The 23414-nt window shown below is 67.5% G+C and carries 20 protein-coding genes and 2 pseudogenes; 11 read left to right on the top strand and 11 right to left on the bottom strand.

Annotated elements, in window-relative coordinates; translation table 11 throughout:
- Positions 1–246 precede the first annotated feature (246 nt).
- Entirely contained in the window at positions 247–1281 is a 1035-nt protein-coding gene (locus HCK04_RS21025) for a lysylphosphatidylglycerol synthase domain-containing protein (protein WP_142649069.1), read from the top strand.
- Between the two features lie 129 nt (positions 1282–1410).
- Here the strand turns inward: HCK04_RS21025 and HCK04_RS21030 are convergent, their stop codons facing one another.
- Complete coding sequence (locus HCK04_RS21030; protein ID WP_142649070.1) at positions 1411–2295, bottom strand: neutral zinc metallopeptidase; 885 nt, start codon at positions 2293–2295, stop codon at positions 1411–1413.
- Positions 2296–2366: 71 nt separating this feature from the next.
- Between HCK04_RS21030 and HCK04_RS21035 the strand changes: the two genes are divergently transcribed.
- From HCK04_RS21035 to HCK04_RS21060, 6 genes are all read left to right on the top strand, one after another.
- Entirely contained in the window at positions 2367–2966 is a 600-nt protein-coding gene (locus HCK04_RS21035; protein ID WP_205830507.1) for a class I SAM-dependent methyltransferase, read from the top strand.
- Positions 2967–3047: 81 nt separating this feature from the next.
- Positions 3048–3458 (top strand): helix-turn-helix transcriptional regulator, encoded by a 411-nt coding sequence (locus HCK04_RS21040; protein ID WP_142649071.1) that lies wholly within the window; start codon positions 3048–3050, stop codon positions 3456–3458.
- Between the two features lie 11 nt (positions 3459–3469).
- Positions 3470–4249, top strand: a complete 780-nt coding sequence (gene modA, locus HCK04_RS21045) for a molybdate ABC transporter substrate-binding protein (RefSeq protein WP_260617355.1) — start codon at positions 3470–3472, stop codon at positions 4247–4249.
- A gap of 35 nt (positions 4250–4284) precedes the next feature.
- Positions 4285–5055, top strand: a complete 771-nt coding sequence (gene modB, locus HCK04_RS21050) for a molybdate ABC transporter permease subunit (RefSeq protein WP_142649105.1) — start codon at positions 4285–4287, stop codon at positions 5053–5055.
- On the top strand, positions 5052–6083 hold the full coding sequence (locus HCK04_RS21055; protein WP_142649073.1) for an ABC transporter ATP-binding protein: 1032 nt from the start codon (positions 5052–5054) through the stop codon (positions 6081–6083). Before modB ends, HCK04_RS21055 begins: the two co-directional genes overlap by 4 nt.
- A 35-nt stretch (positions 6084–6118) precedes the next feature.
- Positions 6119–6478 carry a hypothetical protein gene (locus tag HCK04_RS21060; protein ID WP_142649074.1) on the top strand — a complete coding sequence of 120 codons (360 nt, stop codon included), beginning with the start codon at positions 6119–6121 and terminating at the stop codon, positions 6476–6478.
- A gap of 18 nt (positions 6479–6496) precedes the next feature.
- Here the strand turns inward: HCK04_RS21060 and HCK04_RS21065 are convergent, their stop codons facing one another.
- Positions 6497–7924 (bottom strand): MFS transporter, encoded by a 1428-nt coding sequence (locus HCK04_RS21065; protein ID WP_142649075.1) that lies wholly within the window; start codon positions 7922–7924, stop codon positions 6497–6499.
- Between the two features lie 128 nt (positions 7925–8052).
- Between HCK04_RS21065 and HCK04_RS21070 the strand changes: the two genes are divergently transcribed.
- On the top strand, positions 8053–8658 hold the full coding sequence (locus tag HCK04_RS21070) for a TetR/AcrR family transcriptional regulator (protein ID WP_142649076.1): 606 nt from the start codon (positions 8053–8055) through the stop codon (positions 8656–8658).
- Between the two features lie 66 nt (positions 8659–8724).
- On the opposite strand, the pseudogene HCK04_RS21075 reads toward HCK04_RS21070, so the two are convergent.
- A pseudogene (locus HCK04_RS21075) lies at positions 8725–8919 on the bottom strand (DUF6624 domain-containing protein); the annotation flags it as partial.
- A gap of 295 nt (positions 8920–9214) precedes the next feature.
- Here HCK04_RS21075 and HCK04_RS21080 point away from each other — a divergent pair.
- Both HCK04_RS21080 and HCK04_RS21085 read left to right on the top strand, forming a co-directional pair.
- Positions 9215–10081, top strand: a complete 867-nt coding sequence (locus tag HCK04_RS21080; RefSeq protein ID WP_205830509.1) for a DUF6745 domain-containing protein — start codon at positions 9215–9217, stop codon at positions 10079–10081.
- A gap of 465 nt (positions 10082–10546) precedes the next feature.
- The gene (locus tag HCK04_RS21085) at positions 10547–12025 is read left to right on the top strand and encodes an RICIN domain-containing protein (protein WP_205830510.1); all 1479 of its coding nucleotides are present in this window, start codon (positions 10547–10549) and stop codon (positions 12023–12025) included.
- A gap of 155 nt (positions 12026–12180) precedes the next feature.
- On the opposite strand, the gene HCK04_RS21090 is transcribed toward HCK04_RS21085, so the two are convergent.
- Positions 12181–13125, bottom strand: a complete 945-nt coding sequence (locus HCK04_RS21090; RefSeq protein WP_205830511.1) for a methyltransferase domain-containing protein — start codon at positions 13123–13125, stop codon at positions 12181–12183.
- Positions 13126–13227: 102 nt separating this feature from the next.
- On the bottom strand, positions 13228–13815 hold the full coding sequence (locus HCK04_RS21095; RefSeq protein WP_142649078.1) for a TetR/AcrR family transcriptional regulator: 588 nt from the start codon (positions 13813–13815) through the stop codon (positions 13228–13230).
- A gap of 135 nt (positions 13816–13950) precedes the next feature.
- Between HCK04_RS21095 and HCK04_RS21100 the strand changes: the two genes are divergently transcribed.
- Positions 13951–14625: a DUF2218 domain-containing protein gene (locus HCK04_RS21100; RefSeq protein WP_142649079.1), complete on the top strand. Its 675-nt coding sequence runs from the start codon at positions 13951–13953 to the stop codon at positions 14623–14625.
- Here the strand turns inward: HCK04_RS21100 and HCK04_RS21105 are convergent.
- The 6 genes and pseudogenes from HCK04_RS21105 to HCK04_RS21130 form a co-directional block, all read right to left on the bottom strand.
- Complete coding sequence (locus tag HCK04_RS21105; RefSeq protein ID WP_142649080.1) at positions 14594–15037, bottom strand: DUF6294 family protein; 444 nt, start codon at positions 15035–15037, stop codon at positions 14594–14596. The genes HCK04_RS21100 and HCK04_RS21105 overlap by 32 nt on opposite strands.
- 198 nt (positions 15038–15235) lie before the next feature.
- On the bottom strand, positions 15236–16078 hold the full coding sequence (locus HCK04_RS21110) for a hypothetical protein (protein ID WP_168066135.1): 843 nt from the start codon (positions 16076–16078) through the stop codon (positions 15236–15238).
- Positions 16079–16231: 153 nt separating this feature from the next.
- Complete coding sequence (locus tag HCK04_RS21115) at positions 16232–16963, bottom strand: hypothetical protein (RefSeq protein ID WP_142649082.1); 732 nt, start codon at positions 16961–16963, stop codon at positions 16232–16234.
- A gap of 577 nt (positions 16964–17540) precedes the next feature.
- A pseudogene (locus HCK04_RS21120) lies at positions 17541–18005 on the bottom strand (transposase); the annotation flags it as partial.
- A gap of 233 nt (positions 18006–18238) precedes the next feature.
- Entirely contained in the window at positions 18239–18826 is a 588-nt protein-coding gene (locus HCK04_RS21125; RefSeq protein WP_142649083.1) for a DUF6461 domain-containing protein, read from the bottom strand.
- Positions 18827–18973: 147 nt separating this feature from the next.
- Complete coding sequence (locus tag HCK04_RS21130) at positions 18974–22834, bottom strand: DNRLRE domain-containing protein (protein ID WP_168066137.1); 3861 nt, start codon at positions 22832–22834, stop codon at positions 18974–18976.
- Positions 22835–23414: the final 580 nt, after the last annotated feature.

Below are 23414 nucleotides of genomic sequence, written 5' to 3' on the forward strand. Positions count from 1 at the left end.
GATGAGGTGTCAGCCGCCCACCTGAACGATCAAGTGGTGTGGCCGGGTTCCGGCCGGGGGCAGAGATCGTCCTCGGGATGATCGACCCCGGCCTGTACGGAGGCTCCGCGAGCGATCCGGCACGACGCTGCCGCGAATTTGCCGCCCGTTTACCCAAACAGGCGGTTCGGATTTGTTCTCCCTTTGGCTCACCGACTTGGCTCACCGACGAACAAGCGACGAACGAGAGGGAGGCGGCGAACCGGCGTGGAGACCATCGCGGCGGAGACGGAGATGGCGACGGGGCGCGCGTCCCTGAGCAGGGTCGTCATGTCGCTGATCTCCCTGGCGCTGGCGGCCGGGCTCATCTCGTTCCTCCCTCACCTCACCGGAGTCACCTGGGGGCAGCTCGACGAGCGCCTGGTGCGGGTCGGCTGGGGCGCGATGGCGGTGCTCACGGGGGTGTGGCTGGCCGGGCTGTGGGCGTACTCGAACGTCGTGAGCGAGTCGCTGCCCGGGTTGAGCAGGCGCCGGGCGCTGCTGGTCAACTGCGTCGGCAGCGGCGCCAGCAATGTGCTGCCGTTCGGCGGGGCCGTGGGCGTGGCCATGACCGTCGCCATGATGACCAGGTGGGGCTTCGGACGGCGGCCGGTGGCGGCCTCCGCGGTAGTGACCGGGGTGTGGAACCTGCTGTCCCGCTTCCTGCTCCCCGCCGTGGGGCTCGTCTGCCTGCTCGGCGCGGGATACATGCCGGACCGTCAACTGGCGGCGGCCGCCGGGGTCGGCGGCGTGCTGCTCATCGGCGTGGTCGTCGCCATGTCGGCCGCACTCCGCCGGGAGGCGGTGGCCGACCTGCTGGGGCGGGGCCTGGACCGGCTGGTCCGATTCCTTCGGCTCAGGCGTGAGCCGTGCGTCCGCGACTTCCTGCTCGACCTGCGTCACTCCACCATCGAGATCACTCGTACGCGCTGGCCCCGGCTCACGCTCGGCATGGTCGGCTACATGGCGCTGCAGTGCGTTCTGTTCGTCGGGTGTCTGCACGTGACCGGCGCCGAGGTCGCCGTCCCCGAGGCGGTCGCGGCGTTCGCGATCAACCGGGTGCTGACCACCGCGGTCATCACGCCCGGCGGGTCGGGGATCAGCGAGTCGGCGACCGCGCTCGCGTTGATCGGCTTCGGCGTCGCACCGGGGGCGGCCGCGGCGGCGGTGCTGCTGTTCTGGTTCTTCGCCCATCTGATCGAGATCCCCGTCGGCTGGTTCGCCTGGGGCATCTGGTCGCTGACCACGCGCCCACGGTCGTGAGCGCGGCACCTCACCCCGGCACCTCACCCCGGCACCTCACCCCGGCACCTCACCCCGGCACCTCACCCCGGCACCTCACCCCGGCACCTCACCGCAGTGCGGCCGGCGACGGGAAAACCTCAGCAAGCGTCAGATGGCGCCGGAGAACGTGTCACATCGGGCGGGGGAGCCCGTCTCGTATCCCGTGGTGAACCACTTCACCCGCTGCTGGGAGCTACCGTGTGTCCACCCCTCGGGGTCCACCCTGCCGCGGGTGCGCTGCTGGATCCTGTCGTCGCCGACGGCCGCCGCGGCGTCCAGCGCCTCCTTGATGTCCGCCGCGGTGAACGGGCTCGCGTAGAACCCCGTGTCGACCGCGTTCTTCGCCCACACTCCCGCGTAGCAGTCGGCCTGAAGCTCCAGCCGTACGGAGGCGCTGCCGGCGCCCTGGCTGCCGCCGCCGACCCGCCGGGTGGTGCCGAGGAGGTTCTGCACGTGGTGGCCGTACTCGTGCCCGATCACGTACGCCTGCGCGAACGGCCCGCCCTTGGCGCCGAACTGGCTCTCCAGCTCCGCGAAGAAGCCGAGGTCGAGATAGACCTTGCTGTCGGCCGGGCAGTAGAAGGGGCCGACGGCCGAGCTCGCCTGGCCGCAACCGGTGCTCACGGCGTTGGTGAACAGCACGGTGCGTGCGATGCGGTACGGCTCCTTGCCCCGCTCGGCGAAGGCGTCGCGCCAGTATGCCTGGACGCTGTTGACCACACCCACCACGCGGCACTTCTCCGACTGGTCCGCGTCGCTGCCCTTCTTGCACTGGGCGCTCAGGTCCGAGGCCGGGCGCGCGCCCGTGGACCCGCCTGACGAGGAGCCTCCACCGCTGAGAAGATCGGCCGGGTTGACGCCCAGGAGCAGGGCGACGACCAGGGCGACGACACCGATGGCGCCGCCGCCGATCGCGAGCCCGCCGCCCGGGAACCCGCCGCCGCCCTCCTCCACCTGAGACGCGTCGAGGTCGACGTCATCGCGGAAGTCCATAAGCCCGCCTTCCTGCCCTGGAACCTGCCACCCCCTATGATCCCCGACGGCCGCATTCCAGAGGAGCCGAGATGATGAACGAACGATCCCTCCGCGAGACCCGGGAGTTCTTCGCCGCGAAGGCGGCCACCTGGGAGGAGAAGTATCCCGACGACGGCCCGGTCTTCGCCGCCGCGATCGCCGAGATGGCCCTGCCGTCCGGGGGCCTGGTCCTCGACGCCGGATGCGGCACCGGCCGCGCGTTCCCCCTGCTGCGCGACGCCGTCGGGCCCGCCGGGCGGGTGGTGGGCATGGACGTCACCCCGGAGATGATCCGGTCGGCCCGCGACCGGGGACGTGCCGAGTTCGGACTGCTGCTGATCGCCGACGTCGAACGGCTCCCGCTCGGTGACGGTGTGGCCGACGGCGTGCTGGCCTCCGGGCTGATCTCCCACGTTCCGCGGCCGGCGGCCGTGCTGGCCGAGCTGGCCCGGGTGACCCGTCCCGGCGGGCGGCTGGCGCTGTTCCACCCCGTGGGCCGTGCGGTGCTCGCGGCCCGGCGTGGCCGCACCCTGACCCCCGACGACATCCGGGCCGAGCACAACATCCGTCCCCTGCTGGAGGCCGCCGGCTGGACGCTGCTCGACTACCACGACACCGACGAGCGGTATCTGGCAATGGCTTGCAGATGAGATATGAAGAAAGGAATCGGTAATGTTTCTGCAAGGGGCTGAGTGTCGAATACCCCGCAATTGCGGCGTAAGGTGGTGCCCGTGACGACGTTCCGGATCAGCGAGGCGGCCGCGGTGCTCGGCGTCAGCGCCGACACCGTGCGGCGTCTCGTCGACGGGGGCCGGCTCGCCGCGCACCGCGACGAGAACGGCCATCGCCTGATCGCCGGCATCGACCTCGCCGCGTACGCGCGGGCGCAGACCGAGGCGGACGAGCGCACCGGCATCTCATCGGCGCGCAACCGCTTGCGCGGGATCGTGACCGAGGTGATCAGGGACGCGGTGATGGCCCAGGTGGAGATCGCCGCCGGGCCGTTCCGCGTGGTCTCGCTGATGAGCCGCCAGGCGGCCGACGAGCTCGGCCTTGAGCCGGGGGTGATGGCGGTGGCCGTCGTCAAGTCCACCAACGTCGTCGTCGAGATCCCCGGCCACGCGCGCGTCGCGAGTCAGTAGAAGGAGCTGTGGTGCTCGGACGTCTCTGCCTGGTCGCCGTCCTCGCCTCGGTGCTGAGCGTGGCGGCGTGCGGCTCGTCCTCTTCGGACACGGCCGCTCCCGCCTCCTCCGCCGCCGCCGGGAAATCGCTGACGGTGTTCGCCGCGGCGTCCCTGACCGAGACGTTCACCGAGCTGGGCAAACAGTTCGAGAGCACCCACTCCGGCACGAAGGTCACCTTCAACTTCGGGTCGAGCGCGACACTGGCGCAGCAGATCACGCAGGGCGCCCCCGCCGACGTCTTCGCCGCCGCGAGCCCGGCCACCATGAAGACGGTCACCGACGCGGGGCTGGCCTCCGCGCCCACCGTGTTCGTCAAGAACACGCTCCAGATCGCCGTCCCCGAGGACAACCCGGCCAAGGTCGAGTCGCTCAAGGACCTGACCGACCCGAAGGTCAAGATCGCCCTGTGCGCCGAGCAGGTGCCCTGCGGCGCGGCGGCGGTCAAGGCGCTCGACGCGGCGGGCCTCAAGGTCACCCCCGTCACCTTGGAGCAGGACGTCAAGGCGACGCTCACCAAGGTGCAGCTCGGCGAGGTCGACGCGGCGCTCGTCTACCGCACCGACGTGATCGCCTCCGGCGGGAAGGTCAGGGGCATCGACTTCCCCGAAGCCGCCCAGGCCGTCAACGACTATCCGATCGCGGCGCTCGCCACGGCGCCCGCACCCGATCTGGCCGAGCAGTTCGTCGGTCTCGTGCTGTCGCAGCAGGGCAGGGACGTGCTGACGAAGGCCGGTTTCCAGGCGCCGTGACCAGGTCCGTACGCGCGCGGGCCCCGCGGGCGCGCATGCCGTGGCCGCTGCTGGTGCCCGCGCTCGCGGGGCTGGCCTTCCTCGTCCTCCCGCTGGCCGGGCTGCTGGTCCGCGCCCCGTGGGCGACCCTGCCGGGGCGGCTGGCCGAGCCCCGGGTGCTGGAGGCCCTGCGGCTCTCCCTGGTGACCGCGACCATCGCGACCGTCGTCTGCCTGCTGCTCGGCGTGCCCCTCGCCTGGCTCCTGGCCCGTACGACGCTGCCGGGGAGGCGGGTGCTGCGCGCGCTGGTCACCGTGCCGCTCGTGCTGCCGCCGGTCGTCGGCGGCGTCGCACTGCTGCTGGTGCTCGGCCGCCGCGGGCTCGTCGGCCAGTGGCTGTACGACGCCTTCGGCGTCTCCCTGCCGTTCACCACCACCGGAGTCGTCGTCGCGGAGGCGTTCGTCGCCATGCCGTTCCTCGTCATCGCCGTGGAGGGGGCGCTGCGCGCGGCCGACCAGCGTTATGAGGAGGCCGCCGCGACGCTGGGGGCCTCCCGCTGGACGGTCTTCCGCCGGGTCACCCTGCCCATGGTCGCCCCCGGCGTGCTGGCCGGCGCCGTGCTGTGCTGGGCCCGCGCGCTCGGCGAGTTCGGGGCGACCATCACCTTCGCCGGGAACTTCCCGGGCCGCACGCAGACCATGCCGCTGGCCGTCTATCTGGCGCTGGAGACCGATCCGGACGCAGCCATCGTGCTCAGCCTGGTGCTGCTCGCGGTCTCGGTGATCGTGCTGGCCGGGCTGCGCGACCGCTGGGTGGGCGCGGCATGAGCGTGAAGGCCCATCTGGTCGTCGAACGTCCCGCCTTCCGGCTGGATCTGCGGATCAGCGCGGCGGCCGGTGAGGTGGTGGCGCTGCTCGGCCCCAACGGCGCGGGCAAGACGACCGCGCTGCGCGCCCTCGCCGGGCTCACCGCCCTGAACGGCGGGCGCGTCGAGCTGGACGGCGCCGAGGTGCACCACCTGCCGCCGGAACGCCGCGGGATCGGCGTGGTCTTCCAGGACTACCTGCTGTTCCCGCACCTGTCCGCCCTCGACAACGTCGCCTTCGGGCCCCGCTGCCAGGGGCTCGGCAAGGCCGCGGCCCGCCGGGTCGCCGCCGAGCTGCTCGATCGCGTCGGGCTCGCCGGCCACGCCCACGTCCGTCCCGGGCGGCTGTCCGGAGGCCAGGCGCAGCGCGTCGCGCTCGCCCGCGCTCTTGCCGTACGGCCCCGCCTGCTGCTGCTGGACGAGCCGCTGGCCGCCCTCGACGCGCACACCCGGCTGGAGATCCGGGCCGAGCTGCGCCGCCACCTGGCCGACTTCGACGGCGCGACCATCCTGGTCACCCACGACGCGCTCGACGCGATGGTCCTGGCCCACCGGCTCGTGGTGATCGAGAACGGCGCCGTCGTGCAGACCGGCACGCCGAGCGAGATCGCCCGTCATCCGCGTACGGACTACGTCGCCCGCCTCGTCGGCCTCAACCTCTATCGGGGGCAGGCCGACGGCGATCAGGTCGTCGTGGGCGAGGTGCGCTTCAGCAGCGCCGAACGCCTGACGGGGCCCGCCTTCGTCGCCTTCCCGCCGTCCGCCGTCGCCCTCTATCGGAGCCGCCCCGACGGCAGCCCCCGCAACCTGTGGCAGGCCGTCATCGACGGCATCGAACGCCACGGCGACCACGTCCGGGTGCACCTGCGCGGGCCCATCCCGCTGCTCGCCGACGTCACCCCGGCGGCCGCCGCCGATCTCGACCTCACCCCGGGCCGGGACGTCTGGGCCGCCGTCAAGGCCACCGAGACACACGCGTACCCGGCCTGAACCGGCCGATGGGGGCGAAACGGTAGATTGCCCGCATGTCTTCCACTTCGCGGCCGGACGACCGTCTCGCGTCCGTGTTCCGGTTCGCCAGCGAGCTGGTCGCCTGGGTCGCGACCCCGTGGGCCCTCGCGTCGTGGTCCGTTCCGCTGGCGGTGCTGTCGGTCGTGGTGCTGATCGGGCTGCCGACGCTGTTCTCCACTCCGGGGGACAAGCGGAACGTGATCGTCGCGGTGCCCGGCACGGTGACCATCGCGCTGGTCCTTCTTCAGCTCGTCGCGGCGGTCGTGGCGGCGTGGGTCGCCTGGCCCACGCTCGCCGCCGTACTGGTGACCGTGCTGGCCGTGGTCACCGTGGTGCTCGAACTGCCCCGCTGGCGGTGGCTCGCCTCCCGGTGAGGCTGCGGCCGGGGCCGGTCACGCGTACGCGCGGTCGCGCCGCAGGAAGACCGCGGCGAGCAGGACGCCCAGCAGGACGAGGACGGCGTTGACGCTGATCGCGGTCGTGACCCCGTGCAGGATCGCCCCGGCGGACGCCACGCCCCCGGCGGCGGCGGTGGCGACCGCCGACATGATCGGGGTGCCCATGGTGATGCCGACCTGCTGGGACATCGACGCCAGGCCGGTGGCCAGGCCCTGCTCGTGGTCGGGGAGGCCGGTGGTGGCGGTGACCATGAAGCCGACGATGACGAGCATGTTGCCCACGCCGCCCAGGAAGGTGGCGGGCAGCAGCAGCCCCACCGAGGCCGGCGTGTCACCCAGGAAGATCAGGACGGCGGTGAAGACGGCCTGGAGCAGCCCGCCGCCGACCAGGACGGCCGTCGTGGACGTACGGGCGATGGCCTTCGGGGCGAGCACGCCGCCGGTCACGGTGCCGGCTCCCAGGACGCCGAAGGAGAGCCCGGCGGCGAGGGCCGAGAAGCCGAGGGTCTTCTGCATGTAGAGGGTGAGCAGATAGACCAGGGACGTCTCGGTGACGAAGGCGAGCAGCCCGAGCACGTTTCCCCAGGCCACCGTGCGCTTGCGCAGGACGCGTACCGGCACCAGCGGCTGGGCGGCCCGGCGCTCGACGAGGTAGAAGACGACCAGCAGGACGGCCCCGGCAAGGAGGCCCGTGAGTGCGAGGGGATCGGCCCAGCCGTGTTCGCCCGCCCGCGTCAGGCCGTAGACGACGCCGAGCAGCCCGAGCGTGACCGACAGCGCGCCGGGCAGATCGATCGTGGGACGGGCGGCGGGGCGCGACTCGGCGATGACGGCAGGGGCGACGAGCAGCACGGCCACGGCGACGGGGACGTTGACGAAGAAGGCCCACCGCCACGACAGCAGGTCGGTGAGCACGCCGCCGAGGACCGCGCCGGCGGTGAACCCGGCGGACATGAGCGCGCCGTTCAGGCCGAGTGCCTTCTCGCGCAGCGGGCCTTCGGGGAACGACGTGGTGAGCAGGGCGAGCCCGGCCGGGGTGGCGGCGGCGGTGGCGAGCCCCTGGGCGACGCGGGCGACGATGAGCACCCCGGGGCCGGGGGCGAGCCCACCGGCGAGCGAGGCCGCGCCCAGGAGCGCGAGGCTGCCGAGGAAGATGCGCTTGCGGCCGATCAGGTCGCCGATGCGGCCGAAGAAGAGGGTGAAACCGGCCGCGCACAGGGCGAAGGCCGTGGCGACCCACTGCAGATCGGCCAGCGAGAACCCGAGGTCGTCGCCGATCGCGGGCAGCGCCACGTTCAGGATCGAGAAATCGACGGCCAGCATGAACTGGGCGACCAGCAGCACCGCGAGGACGACCTTCAAGCGGCCGGCCAGGCGTGACGCCTCGTGAGCGGCGGCCGGCGGCGATTTCGTGGTGGACATGACAGGGACCCCCTTCAGGGAGGCGACTTAACGGGTCTACCGTCCCATTAGACTGAGGGGGACACTAGCACCACGCGTCGCCTTAAGGGAACAGTGGTCCCGATAGTGACCCTTGGGAAGGAGCCGTCATGGCAGCAACTCCACCGCCCGGTGCCGTCCGCCCAGGTGGACGCACGGCCCGCGTCCGCGAGGCCGTCCTCGAAGCCGCCGCCGACACCCTGGCCGAGAAGGGCTTCGACGGTCTCGACCTCGGCGAGATCGCCCGTATCGCGGGGGTCGGGAAGACGACCCTCTATCGCCGCTGGGGCACGCCCGCCGCGCTCGCCGCCGACCTCCTCCAGGACATGGCCGAGCGGTCCCTGCCCCGCTCGCGCAACGGCGACATCGACCGGGATCTGCGCGACAACGCCCACCTGGTGCTCAAAACCCTCACCGATCCCCGCCAGGGACGGCTGTTCAAGGCGCTGATCGCCGCCTCGCTCTGCAACGACCAGGCCGCGCAGGCGTTGCGCCGCTTCTACGCCGTACGCATCGACGAATGGGCCGGCTGCGTCACCGACGCGATCGAACGCGGCGAGCTGCCTCCCGGCACCGACCCTGGCCGGGTGATCGCCGCCGTTTCCGCACCCCTCTACTACGCCCTGCTCAACACCGGAGAACCACTGGACGAGGCGGCGGCCGATCGGGCCGCGGCGGCCGCCCTGGCGGCGGCCCGCGCCGGCGTCCTCACCTGAGGCGTGCACCTAAGGGATCCGCTTCGGCGCCGGGCCCCCGCCGGTGCGCACTTTTCCGGTACGGCGTCAGACGGAGCCCTCGTACAGGCGCCGCATTTCCGCTTCATACTGCTCGAACGGCTCCAGGCCCATTGCGGCACGGCGGTCGTCCAGGTGATCCGCGTCCTCGATCGGGTATGGCCTGAAACCGTTGCCGTCGCTGAAGAATTGCGTTCCATAGAGCTGGGGACGGCCGGAACCCATTCGAATGCGATCTTCGAGATATGCGAGATGCGCGGGCTTCGCCTCCTTCCGGGAAACTCAGCGGTTCCGCCCGCAGTTCGTCGTCGGTCACGTGCCGAATTTACGCCGCAAGTGACGTCCGGTCGCCGCCCGATCGATTTCGATGGTGCGGCTTTCGCGGGTGTTTTCCGGGCCGCCGCGACCGGCCCGTCCACTGCGGAGCGAACGGCGACCGGGGCAGGGACCGGCCGTACGAGCGGTTGCGCGCATCGCGGATCACAGGTCATCATCAAGGCATGATCTCCAACCGAAAGGGCGGCGACGCCCACGCGCGGTGACCGCGCTCACGCGGCGCTATGCCGCCGCCGAACCTGTGGCCGGCGTACGGAGCACGAGCGCTCACGACCGGTGGCAGGAAGCAGTCAAGATCCGACAGGAGTGGCTGGACCACGGTCTTTCCACACAGCCGGCCGACCGGCGGGCCGTCGAACACAGCCTCACCGTCATCTACGCGAGGATCTCTCGCCCGAAGCCCCGGTTCGAATGGGTCGACTCACCGGCACGGGCGATCCCGCTCGTCGCCGGTCTGCCCACTCTCGACCGGCTCTACGGGTGGATCCGCGATCCTCATCCGCAGGGGACACCGCCACTGGCCGGCGATCTGGCCATGCTCGAATCCCAGCTGCGCGGCGCGCTCAGCGCCGGTGTCTCCCACACCGACCCTGAGCTGTCCCCGATGCGAAGGGGCAGACGGGGCGAGCCCTGGCCCGAACTGCCACCGCTGAGGGCGCTCGACACCGGCGTTCCCCTGGGTGTGGTGCTGCATCAGGGCATCCGTACGGCACTGCACCGGAGCCTCGCGCACGGATACCGCATCCCGATCCGCAGCGCCCTGACCGGCAGCAGCCCCTTACCGGCCTGCTGGTACGGGCAGCAGGACGCAGCGTGGGTCGCCTACTACGACGCCCTGCACCGGCTCGGGCTGGCCTCCTACGGGCCGGACCAACTGGAACACCTCGGCCACTGGGCCACACTGGTGCGCTCCGGCGGCTGGTGGTGGCCGGGCGAGGAGATGTGCGTCGTCGTGGACCGGCCCGAAATGGTCCGCGTCGAACCCGTGCCCGGCACCTGGCACGACGAGGTCCGGCTGCGGCGCGGGGGTGTCCGCTATCGCGACGGCTGGCATCCGCTGCTCGCCTGAACCCACTGGAGGGCCGGGACGAGACGCGTTGTCCCGTCCCGGCCCCTTCCGGTCCGCCCCGGCGGGCAAGATCGATCCGTCGAGTCGTGCCCGGCCGCCGCCGGTCAGCGGGGTGAGGCGGTGCTCCCGCGTACGACCAGGTGGGTGGCGAGCTCGATGCGGTGCTGTGCGGCGGCGCGATGGAGTCGCATCGGCACCGTCGGGGCGTCGGCGCGACCAGGAAAGCCGGCCTGAAATTTACAGCGGTGCCCCTGGCGGACCAGCGGGTCGAGCGCGTCGTCTCCCTTTCTGTTGACGCACTCCCGCCTCCTCTCTAGCGTGAGGCCCCCGTGGTGATGTTATCGCTAACACTGTGCGCAGGTGAAAGTTCGGCCCAGCAATTCGGATCTCGTGATGGGACATTTCATGGCACTGAGCATGGCGTCTGATGATTACTTATCAGGACCAACGCGGACCATCCGATCGTTGCGCCGATTGCTGATCGCCCTTGTGGTGACCGTGCTCGCCGCAGTGGCAGCCCTCATCCCCGCGCCGTCGGCCCATGCCGCCACCAGCCAGTTCCGAGGCATGAACTGGGCCGTGCTGGGTGACAACTTCAGCACCGGCACGCTCGTCCTGCAGGGACTGAGCCAGTCCGACAGCAACGCGACAGTGCGAGCCAAGGCCAACGCGCTCTACGACTACATGGAATCCACCATGGGGGTCAACACCGTCCGGTTGCCTATCAACACTCACACTGTGGCCAACACGACCTGGTGGAACTCCTACCGCGGCGCCATCGACGCCGCCACCGAGCGTGGATTCAAGGTCATCCTGGCCTATTGGGAGGACGGCGCGGCCTCCGGTGGCAGGATCACGAACCTCGCCGCGTGGAACTCGATGTGGTCCACCGTGACCAACACGTACGGCTCCAACGGCAACGTCTACTTCGAGCCCATGAACGAGCCGCACGGCTACTCGTCGGCGGACTGGCGCAACGTGGCAGCGAACTGGCTCAACACTCACACCTCGGCGGTGCCCGGCCGGGTGCTCATCGGCGGCACCGGATTCAGCCAGGACCTCCGGGACATCTGCAACGACAGCCGTTTCAACTCGACGCTGCTGTCCTTCCACTACTACGCCTTCTTCTACAGCGCGATGACCTACGACGCTTTCCGGAGCCACATCCAGACGCTTCTGGGCAACTGCGCCTCCCGCGCGGTCGTGACGGAATTCGGCGCGCCGATGTCCACCGGCCTCAACTACGCCGACGCGAACAGCACCGACAACTTCGTGCGCTACCTCCGCGCCGTGGCCCAGGTCATGCGTGACAACCAGATGGGCGGCACCTACTGGCCCGCCCTCGGCGGCAAGCCGGGCGACATCGGCTACGACTGGTACTCGATGTACGCCCTCGGCGGCAGTGGCACCAATCTCACCTTGAGCGTCCGCAACCAATCCGGCGCCGACCGGATCCGCTACGCCTGGGGTGACACCATCGGCGGCTCCACCCCCTCACCTTTACCCTCGTCTCCGCCGCAGACCGAACCCTTCTACCGGATCGACGTACGCCACAGCGGCAAGACCATGGACGTCCTGCAGGCGAGCACCGCCAACGGCGCGCGCGTGGGCCAGTACCCCTACAACGGCAACCCGTGGCAGCAGTGGCGGTTCGAGGACGCCGGCGGCGGCTACTGGCGCATCGTCAGCCGCCACAGCGGAAAGTGCCTTGATGTGGTGAGCGCTTCAACCGCCGACGGCGCCGAGCTCATCCAGTACACCTGTGGCACCGGCGCCAACCAGCAGTTCCAGATGGTCGCCAACGGTGGATACTTCCAGCTCCGGGCACGGCACAGCGGCAAATGCGTGGACGTACCGGCCGCATCGACGGCGGACGGCGTAATCCTCAAGCAGTATTCGTGCAACACCGGCGCCAACCAGCAGTGGTCGCGTACGCCCGTCTGACGGTCGTCTCGACGTGACCGCGAGTCCGCGGTGCATCCCCCTCCCCGGTGCCGATCTCGTGCTGCGCGCTCGGTGCCGGGGATCCGGACAGCGGCGTTCTACGCTCCCTCGATGAACAGCGCTGCGGGCAGATCGGACAACGCCCGGAGCCGCGCCTAACCGAGTGCCGGCGGGTCCTCATCTGGACGGCGTCCCCAGGCCGAGATCAGCGGCGCGAGTGTCAGGTCGAGTTCGCCCGCGTGGATGGCGGCCAGGTGCGCGTCGATCTCGGCGTCGTCGGCCAGGCCGGCCGCGAGCAGCTCGCCGCGCACGTGCCGGATGGTCGCCGCCTCCAGCCGGTCGCAGGCCGGTCCGCCGACCGGGAAAAAGCCCGCCGCGCCGACATCCACCAAGCCGGCCTCGCGCAATGCCCGCGGCAGTGTCCGGCCGTAGCGCAGGTCCGCTCCGCGGCGCGTCAGCAGCTCCCGGACCGCGTCGCGCAGCCGGTTGGCCCGCCGCTGCGCCGGGCCGCTGTCATCCAGGCATGCCAGTGGCTGCAGGGCGGTATCGGCGTCCTCGACCAGCAGCCGGCCGCCGGGCCGCAGCGCCGCGACCATCGTGGCCAACGCCCGAGCCCGGTCGGGTACATGGACCAGCACGAGCCGGGCGTGCACCAGATCGAACGTTCCCGGCTCCGGGGGCGGATCAGCGGCGACGTCGTGCCGGCGCACCTTGTACCCGTCGCCTGCCTCCAGCCACGACGGGTCGATGTCCGTGGCCAGCACATACCCGGTAGGACCGACGGCCGCCGCGAGCGCCTCCGGGATACTGGGGCCACCGGCCCCCACCTCCCAGCACCGCGAGCCGGCCCCGACCCCCAGCCGATCCAAGTGCCCCCGCGTCACACCATCGAACAGTTCGGCCAGCCAAACGAATCGCTCGCCCGCCTCGGCGCGCGCGTTGTCCAGCAGGTAACCGCGGGCGGAAGCGGGCTGTCCGCCGAGCGCGGTAGTCCCGCTCGCCGGAGCCGATCCGCCATCGACGTGCGGCGGGCGTGGCGAGGAAGTCATGACCACATGGTCACCACCTCCGGCCGCCCAAGCCACGACGACGGGAGACATTGATGTCAGGCTGTGACCTGGGCAAACCCGAGACCCTGGCCCACCGGGCCGTACGGGCGGCCGTGACCCGCGGGCCGAATCCGGATCAGGAACCCCGTCGGATCACGGCCGGGGAGGCGGGGAGCTCAGCCCGGCCAGGGTGACGGTGACCAGGCGGTGGACCGCGTCGGGGCTGTCGGCCGTGCCGGCCGCGGTGAGGGCGTGCAGGCAGTAGCCGGCCAGTTCCCCGGCGGCCACGTCGTCGCGGACATCCCCGTCCCGTGCGGCCTCGGTGATCAGGTTCTCCACGAACTCCCGTAGCCGATGCCGCGCGCGGTCGACGTGCTCACCGCGATGCAGCAGCGCGGCGAGCTCACCGCCGTGATGGCGCGCGGAGTGGTGCTGGATCTCGGCGAAGGCCCGCAGCGCGGCCCGCAGGCGTACGACGGCGGGCTCGGCCGGGTCGGCCGCGGCGGTGAGCCGGTCGAGATGGTCGGTGATCTGGCGTTCGTGCCACGCGGTGAGGACGGCCTGGGCGTCGGGAAAGTACTTGTACAGCGTCGCGCGCCCGACACCGGCGCGTTCGGCGATCTGCGACATCGTCAGCGCGACCAGTCCGCGCTCGGCCACCAGCGCCGCCATGGCGTTCAGGGCGGCATCCCGGACCGCCGCGCGATGCGCGTCGATCGTCTCTGTCCACAGCTTGGGCACGCCCAGATCATACAGAACGTCCGCTTGCGCGACATAGTGCTGTTGCCGTAGACACTATGTATCGATAAATTCGATCGCTCGCCAACGACGAACAGGGCCGCATCGCCTGATCCCTTCACCAGAGACGAGTCCCCGATGCCACATCTGCACGCTCGCATCCAGACCGAACGGGCCGGGCGCTACCTCGCCCAGTTCTGCAAGCACGCGGCCGCCATGGGTGGCGGCGGCCATACCACCCGGCTACATCCGCACGGACCGGCCGCCCGCCGCGACGTGCGGGTGACGGCCGAATGGTCGGACACCAGCGGAACCGTCACCTTCATCCCCTGGGGCGAATGCACACTCACCGCCGGGGCCGGCGTCCTCACGGTTCGCATCGACGCACCGGACGAGGAGGGCCTGGACCGGATACGTGACGTCGTCACCCGCGACTTCGAGCGGTTCAGCCGCCGCGAGCCACTGGTCGTGACCTGGCAGCGGCAGGACCCCCCGGACGCCTCCGTCGGCGGTGCGACCCCGGCCACGCCCCGGCGGAGGATTTCCCGTCCGCGCCTGCGGACCGTCCTCCTGGCGTCGGCCCTCCTCCTCGTCATCGGCCTGCACGTCGGCCTGGCCGGCACGGTCGTCGCGGAGTCACGCTGGACCGTCGCTGCCGCCGACATCGTCATCGTGCTCGTCGTGGTGAAAATCGCGCTGATCATGTGGGCCCGCCTCCGCAAGCGCAGGTCGCCGTACGGCTCGCAGACCCCGGAACACGATCCGGCGAGTGCCGACCGGCTCAGCACGAGGCGCGCATCCCCACCCTCTTGATGAGCGGGTAGAGGCCGCGGTCGAACGTGCCGTACGCGAACCAGCGGTACCGGTTCCGGTGGTTGGGCAGGTTCTTGACGAACTTGGTGCTGTCGCCGGGGACCGGGTCGTCGTTGTAGACGGATGCGAGCACGGCCCCGTCGCGGTCCTTGAGCGTCAGCCACATGAGCCAGGCGTCGTTGTCGTCGCCGCTCGTGACCACACCCTCGAATCGGGCCTTGCCGTCCGAGGTCAGCATCAGCTTGGCCTCGTGGAACAGTGTGCAGTCGCCCCGGTGGATGTCGTAGTCCCAGACGATCGTCTTGACCGCGCTCGTGGACGCGCTGGCCAATCCAGCGGTGGGCAGTGTCATACCCGCGGCCAGGGTGGCGAGAATCGAGACCGCGCCCGCCGTCCGGCGAATCCTGTTCATGGAAATCCCGTCCTTCCTTTTCTTTTTCGGTGATTCCTTCCGACGTTCAAAAAGATAAGGACGGAGGGGTTTACGGGTCGATGATGTCAGCTTGAGGATCTTGGGGGTGCCAGCACTCCCTCCACGTTCCGGGATATCGCCGTTGCGTCACCGGTCGGGGCCTGTGCTACCAGCGGAACCAATGCCTGGGGGAAGCGGCTACCATTCCCGCGCCCAATGAGGGGAGGGCGCAGGGGCCGGAGTGAGATCGCGCAGGTCCTGGGACCATGTTCGCGTCCACGAGCCCGATTGCCGATCGGTGATCGTCACGAGGCCGTCGCGGGTGGCCATGAGCAGTCTTCCCTTACTGTCCCAATCGGCCCAGACGGCCTCGGGCAGCGGAGTGAAGGCACCGTCGGCCTCCCTCCGCAGATAGCTCACCTGGACGCCCTCGATGCCGTGCCGCTGAAAGTCGGTGCCGGTGTGGGCCAATACCAGGGCGTGGTCGTCACCCCGGCGGGTGCGCTCGATGAGCACGGCTTGACGCAGTTCCGGGGGCAGCCGCTTGGCCGCTTCCTGGGGCAGGGGGCGCCAGCCGCGATTGAGCTCGTTCTGGAGATCCCGGCGCACCCAGTCGTGGTCGAGATCCCGCACCGTCACCCGATAGGGATAGCTGCCGTGGAAGGGCTTCTTGTCCATCGAAGCGGAGATCGTCAGGCTGTTGTCCGGGGCGAATTCGCAGCCGCCGGTCCACGTACCGTGCGTCTGCCAAGCCGTGAGCGCGGTCAGCCACGGCGTTTTCGACACCGCGAAATAGGTGTCCCACGGCGACTTCCCGTGCCCGAGTGCGAAATAACCGAGAAGCGTGCCGTCGGGGGAAACGGCACACCGGCGTGGATAAAGAGTTCCCCGGAGCCAGGCGCCGGGGGTCACCTCGCAACGGAGGAGGTCCCATTTCATCAGGTGCCACCAGCCGGCCGGGCCTCGGCGCATGATCAGCGCGACGGGCGCGGCGGTGGCGGGGAGCACATAGAGACGGCAGGGCGGCGCAGGGTAGGTCATCGGCGGCTCCGCGTTCGGGATTTCGACGTTAGCCCGCCGGCACCCCGGACGCGCGGGGTTCAATTCGCCCCACCGGGCACGGCGTCGCGCGGCGGACACGGCACCGTTGAAGATGCCATGCCCCCCGTACGGCCCTTGTCGATGACGTGGAGCTCAGCCGCAGTGAAGGAACGCGGTCGTGGTGCCCGCGGTGGTGACGAGGCCCGTCCTCACGTCGAGGACCACGATGGTGGCCGGCCCCGTCTGGTAGCTGCGGCACCAGACGTCCGCGACGTACTGCCATCCCGGCAGATTGCCGTAGGCGTCGGCGTACAGCGTGCCCAGCCCGTACGGCCCGGTCGTGCCGATCCCGACCGCGGAGAACGTCACCGCGCCGTAGGGCGTGAGCCCGCTGCCGTTGGCGAACAGGCGGCCGCCCAACTGGTTGAGCGTGGTGGAGATGCTCACCCCGCCGCGCGGAGTCGCGCCCGGGTCCGCCAGCCGCAGGTGGGCGCTGGAGTTGTCGCTGTAGGCCTGGTCGCGGCTCGACGGCGGCACGCAGACGTGGTCCGAGGGCCGCGTCTCACGCCAGACGTAGCCCTGCTTGCAGGTGTCCGGCCCATAGGGGCCACCGCCCGGCTCGCGGCGCGACGGGCCCAGCGCGTTCTCCGTCGCGGTCTGCGTGCGGATCGCCGGCGTCACGCAGACCTGATCGCCCGCGTAGGCATCCCGCCACACGTACCCGTTCGCGCAGGTGTACGGCCCGTACGGAAGGTCGGCCGCCATAGCCGGCGAATTCGTCACCACCAGGCTTGTCAGCAGCGCGACCACGGCGGTCAGCCACGCCGTTATGCGCCGCAGGGCGCGTAAACCGGCTTTCTCGGTGGCTCTTCTTTCGCAACCCATCTTTCCTCCCCGGTTACCAGGGTCAATGCGGCCGGCCAATATGGCCGCGACGTTTCGGAAATCGGCAAAAACCAACGCCGTATCGGTCCGAATTCGGAGAGGGGATCCGCGTCCCTGCTGCTCTACGCACACAGGTATCTCGTAGTGAGCACCTTTGTCAAAGATGTAATGCGCTGCGTGTTAAGGGAGCCTCGGAAAGAGCTGAATCGCCGTGCTAGGCGGTCGCATCCCGGCCGGACCGGCGCTGAAATTTCAGACCGCCCTGGAATACTCCGGCGGGCGGGACGTCAGCAGCCGGCAGGGAAGGCAGCGTGTCGCCCGCGGACTGTTCGTACCCTGAGCGGATGCGTACGGGCTCTCTGGACACCTGTTTGATCGTTCTTCGCGGGAACTCCGGCTCCGGGAAGACCAGCGTCGCCCGGCGCCGCCGGTCTGCCGGCGGACCTCAAAGACCATGCGCACCGCGCGCTCGCGAAGCTCTTGGGGGTATTTCCTCGGGGCTGGCATCGTGACGTGATTCTCCCTTCCGCCAGCAGATGATGCTGGCTTCAGGGCCTCCACGAAAGTCGGAGTGGTTCACCGCCAGGAGTAGGCCAAGCGCGTCGGTGGCGACGCTGCGTTTCCGCCCGACGATCTTCTTAGCGGCATCTGTCCCCTGCGTGGTGGTGGGCGGGTTGGTGGAGGTCTTCACGCTCTGGGTGTCGATGACGGCCGCGGTCGGCTCGGCAGCGCGTCCGGCCTTCACGCGGGCCAGACCGGTCAACTCACAGTTGAGCTGCGCGAAGATGCCCTCATCGCGCCAGGTGGCGTAGTAGGAGTAGACCGTGGGGTGTGGCGGGAAGTCATGCGGCAGGTACTTCCAGGCGATCCCCGTCCGGTTCACCTACAAGATCGCGTCGAAGATGTCCCGCAGGTCGGTGCGGGCTGCCTCTCCGGTCGGGCGCCGGTCGAGCCGGGCTTGGCGCCAAGCGGTCAGGGTAGGTTCGATCAGCGCCCAGCGGAGGTCGGAGATGTCGGAGGGGTACGCGCGTCGGGGGGCCATGCATCGACCCCTACTCCTCGTGCGCCGCGACACCCCAACATCAGCCGAACACGGCGTGTCTCCTGCAAAGCTACGCCAGACGGAATCCAGGCACCCTCACCTCACGAAATGGACACAGACGCGAGCGCGCCCTGGTTCCCGGATACGCCGATACCACGCATGTCACACAAATCAACCAACAGACATAGGCGACTTCAGCTCACGAGACGCCCCAAAACGCCCTCTAAGACTCTCTAGTCCTCCTCCTCGCCGGCGGATAGGATGAATCGCAAATGCTCTGATTCCATCCATTCATGACCCACGCGGACTCCTGTCAGCTGTTCCGCCAAGACGAGGGCGGATATTTTCCAGGAGTCATCGAGGGTATCTGGGAACGGTATACCCTGGACGGCGCCTCCAGAGGTGGACCTGTTGAAGTCCATTGTCAACTGTCCGTTGACCGAGTACCGGAACTCATTGCGGACTGGGCCGTCCCAGTAGAGATTCAAAGCTTTGCCATTCTTGGACAACGAATTGAGCTGTTCCGGCAGGCTGCCCTCCCAGCCGTTCGGCTCCAGTGCGATCACCCAAGCACCGGCCTCGCCGATGAGGACTGACTCGCAGTCCTCGTCATATCGCTCGAACTGGGCATCGAGCCAAGACATCGGAGAACTCGATGAAATGTCCGCGCCTAGTATCTCGGCGACTTTCTCGACGCCGGCGCCGCTAACCCAGGTGATGCAGGCTGGCCCGGTCAGCCACCGGGCAACCAGGGCAGAATAATGCTCTGCAGCATTTGACTCCATAAGCACCACTATGACAGCTGCCTCCTTTCTGTACAAGTGGAGAGCCCAGGCCCTGGCATACGTATGCAGGACCTGGGCTCTCCTGGTGGCGGTCAGCGCTTTTCCTGAAAGCCTATCGAACCTTCCTTCCGCACGGTTGCGGGATTGTTATCAGAGAAGGCGTGCGTGACCAGACCGCTACAACTAGTCGTCTTCTTCGATTCCGGAATAGTATCGGTTTTTCACTTTGTTAGAATGTACCACGCGCACCTTGAATGGGTCCCCATCGAGAATCCTGTACCTCTGCCAGAGGATGTTCTGGCGAGCGCCGCCCGCTTTGTTTGCGGTTAAGGGGATGGGTCTAACCGAGTAACTCCATCCGGCAGTGTTTGCCGCCCCCTCATATGTCTTTGCGAACGGATACTCGTCACACTCCTTTCCGGTGCGCTCGGCATCGCTCCAGTGTTTATAGCAGAACTGCTCAACTGCGATGTGCCGGTTGTCGCTTTCGACTTGCGGATCCATGGCCCTGGTCAGCGGAGCTGAGAAGTTGTTCGGTTCGCCGTTGCCCGGGAACCGCTTACCAGCAGGGTTTGTCGGCAGTGTGCTGTTGGGCTTGGTGAAGACATCGTCAAGGTGTTGCGCGAACTCTTTGGCCTTGTTTATGGAACCGTTTACGTAGTTCGAAGTGCTGACTACTAGTCGAGGAACAGCCTCGACTAGTACGCAACCACCGTAATACATCAAGATTTTTGGCGAGGTGTCGCAGTCAACGACAGGGGAGTCCTTCGCCTCTACCACCCGCAGATTCCTTGGCTTGAAGCCATCGCTCAGCGCTATGTATGGCCGGAAGGTGCAGGTAGCTAATTTATGCTCGTTATTAGCGGCACTCTCATTCGAGTGGAATAGGAATTCCACTTCTTTTCCGCTTCCGGTGGCCTTGCTCCATTGATTGATTGTCCGAGCGAACTCTCCTCCGCCGGTGATGTTGGTGCAGCCGCTGACGGACACGGCGGGGCGCAGCGTGTCGACGTCGTTTTTGTCCTGCATGCTCTTGGAGAATCCCCAGACCTTGTCAATCCGCATCACAACCCGGATGTTTCTCGCTTCCGGCGCGGACTGGGCTGGTGGATTGCCGTTACTGTCCTCCGCTACCTTCCCGCCTGTATAAGTATGAATGAGGCTACTTGTTTCCCATACCGCATCATCGATTGTGACTCTTTGCCACTTACCGAGATTGACTTTGAAAACGTTCTTATAATAGATTGCCGAGTGCCATCTCTTCGCACACCAGCTGTACGAATTCTTTGTCCATCCCCCAGTGATGGCGATGGCCTCGTTTGGGTTGGCATCGCAGTCGGAGAACGTCACATGCTTGTAAAACTTCCTGACCGGCTGACTGCCTGCGGCCATCGCGCGGTCAGCGGACGTTTCTCCGCTGACGGCGGGAGAATTCGTATCACCGGGGGGACTCGGATACGGCCTGGTTGCCGGTGAGGGAGAGTGGTCGATGCTCGATGCTCCCGCCTCAACGGACGTGGAAGCGTCAGCACTCCACTCCTTGTCTACACCTAGGATCTTGCCCTTCAGCCGGATCCCGCTCTTCGAAACTGCCCTACTCCTCGAATGGGCGTACCCATTTGGGACCACCAAAAATTCTGGCCCCGCCTTTCCGGATTTCTGGGCTCTTGCAACGTCGCTTGCTGCGGCCATCCCAGCGGCCGGGCGTAATGTAATCTCGTCTAGGTAGATCGTGGCACCCGATCCCAGAAGAATGAGCGCGTTTGCAGCTCCTGCAGGTGCGGCCACCGTTTCCGATACCGACTGCCACCGGCCCACTGTGGATGTGCTACCGAAGATGCTGTCGGAGAGGTAATTCCAGTCGGTGTCGTACCACTCCACGCCGTACTCGAACCCGCCGAACGGATCTTCAGTAGCGGGAAAGAACCAGCCTGCTAGCTGATAGTTCGCGCCACCGGCTACTGGGAACTCTTCAATTGCCCAGCCCCACTCACCCTCTGCAGGAACGAACTTGGCCGATGCTATCCCCTGATGCGCCCGGTCCGTCGATCTAGTCAGCTCGTCCTCGTTGTAGTAGGAATACCAAGGATCGAGCGTCGCTTCGAAGTATGGGTTCGGGTTCACAGGTTCAGGGGTGGGTGGCGCTGATGCGGTGGTCGAGAACTGCCATGTGTAGGGAACCATGACATTCCCTGCCGCGTCTCTAGCGCCATTGACTTCGGCGATGTAAGTCCCCTGAGCCAGAGGTGCTCTGGGGACAAAGACCAGCGTCTGTTCATCCGGGAAGCTGCTCACGCCGGCCACAATTGTGCCATCGGCGTTCTTGAGCACGAGCTGCGCCTGGAAAATGGGCTCGTCAAATTGGACACTCGGATGAACATCGGAGGGAGCGTCGGTTGTGTTCGGTTCCGGAGTCGCTCGGTAGATCTCCGGAGGGACCGTGTCAGGGGTCGGTTCAGGGAAGCAGTCGCCGGCCTCCTCCCCACAATCCGGAATCACTGTGGACCAGTCCTCGTCCTCCATCGGCTTGGAGAGTTCTTCGCTCGGCTCGAACCAATCAGACGAGTTACGTCCGATCTCTTTCGACTGCTCGCCCGTGATGCTAGGTGCTTGCGACTCTTCTTCAGGCGTTCCTACCTGATGAGCAACAGCATCCTCATATGAGATGGGCCTGGACGGCGGCTCGCTGTAGTTTGATACGACCTGTTCTACCGTGGCCGGCTCATATTGCACGAAAAGGATTGGAGCGTGTTCTGGTTCGCGATCCCATGAGCCAGATTCTGATGAATAGTACTGGCGCCAGTTGATGACGGCCGTCTCGTTCACCGCTTGGAGGACCAGGCCGTAGTCGGGCTCACCGCTGGCCCACGACTGAACGATCGGTTCGATCGAATGTATCAGTTCACCTCCCCCTGAGCAGCCAGCCGTGTCGCTGTAAGCGGCCTGATTGGCGTCTTGACCCGATGTGGTCGATGACGGCTGTTTTCTCCATGAAAGGGTAGAGTCCCAGCCTGAGGTTAGCTTACGGGCGACGATCCCCGAACCGACCTGCAGGCCGCAGTTCTTACTACTGCCTGTGGGGGCTCCTGATCGATAGTTCCAGAGCATCAAGTCGGCGTTCAGGATCTTGGCGCCGTCCAATGCTTCGGTGCCGGTGACGTTGTATCGCAGATAGACGCGGGCGATATCAGCGCTTGTCTGAGTGGTTCCGGCACGCAACCAGCCGTCGGTCAGGTGGTTGAGATCGGGATTGTTCTTGTTGACCCAGGCGTCGTTCGCCAAGCCCGCGCCTATGTAGTCGCTGGCGACTGCGATGGTCACCGGGTAAGTTACTGCTTTATCGGCCAGGAACGTAGAGTCCGGCTTCAGTACGAGTGTTGGCCCGTCTGCTGCCTCGATGATGCTCGTCTCTACTTTACCGATCTTTCCACTGTCCGGGGACAACTCCGCCTGCGCGTCCGTCGCTTGGACAGTTATGGGTGCCGCCTTGGGCTTACCCTCGGTGGTCTGGAGCTGAGCCCCCCCATTCGGAATGCTGCGGTAAGTCAGCCCCCTCGGCAGGCCCATTGGAAGTCTCACCGAAAGTGGCGCCTTTGGCCGCTCCCGGAGAACAATATTCTGGATGAAGCCGTCGGATTTGGCCGTGACCACGAGATCGGCGCCTTTGGCTACCGCATCACGGTAGGTTATTCGGCTACCCGAGATCTGGGGGGCGGGCAGTTTCTTCCCCCACCGGAATCCGGCTCTACCTTGTGCCGTTTTAGCGGACACAAGGGTGGTTGAGCCCTCGGTGCCGAATTCCAGTGGAGTCTTCACACGTCTGGCTTCTAACTTACCGCCGTTGGAGACGATAGTCGTGTCGATCGGCAACCAGCTCGTTACGCCATTGATGTCGGTGCTGTTGAGCTGAATCGGTGTGGTGTGGAATTCAGCCTGAAATGTCTTGCCATCGCTCTTGGCAAAGACTTTGGCGTTTTCAGTGAAGAGAGCCGGCACCTCCACCGGACGCCCGATCTCTGCTGCCTGCTTCTGCGCAGCTTCCACTTCTCGAGCCAGGACTTGGACACCCCCTGGCGGCGCAGAATCGATCGTGGGAGTGGGGGCAGGCGATGGCGCAGGGGCAGCGTTTGCTGGCGTGCCGAGGCTTGGCGCCGTGGCCGTAGTCAAAGTAATGATTGCCAGTCCTGCTACCAGCCTACGCATGGGCGCCTACTGAGCGTGAACCTAAGGGGTGCGTCACGAATACCTCCTCGGTGGGCTGCGAACTCAGGTTGATCTTCACCTTCGTCGCTCAGGCTTTGCCAGCGAGTTGGTTGGTGACAAAACTCACAAATGGGATTGGCGGGTTAAATCTTGCTTGCTATTTCCATCTGTGATAAAAGAATATCCTTGGGGGTAGTTTCGGTTATCCCGAAATCGGTCTGACACGTATGCATACATGCGAAAGGCTTGTCCCCCGAAGGGCTGGCCGGTGGGGAAGCAAAGTCATTGCGTTGTCGGGTAGCTGCTGGTCACCGCGGTAATGAGCTCGTGAGGGCGGCGGTTGGCGCGTCGGGTGGCGCGGGCGATATTGGTCTCGCCGTTGATGCGGCAGGGCCAATGCGTTCTCGGTCATGGGATGACT

It is taken from the genome of Microbispora sp. CL1-1 (assembly GCF_012034195.1).
In the GTDB taxonomy this organism is placed as follows: domain Bacteria; phylum Actinomycetota; class Actinomycetes; order Streptosporangiales; family Streptosporangiaceae; genus Microbispora.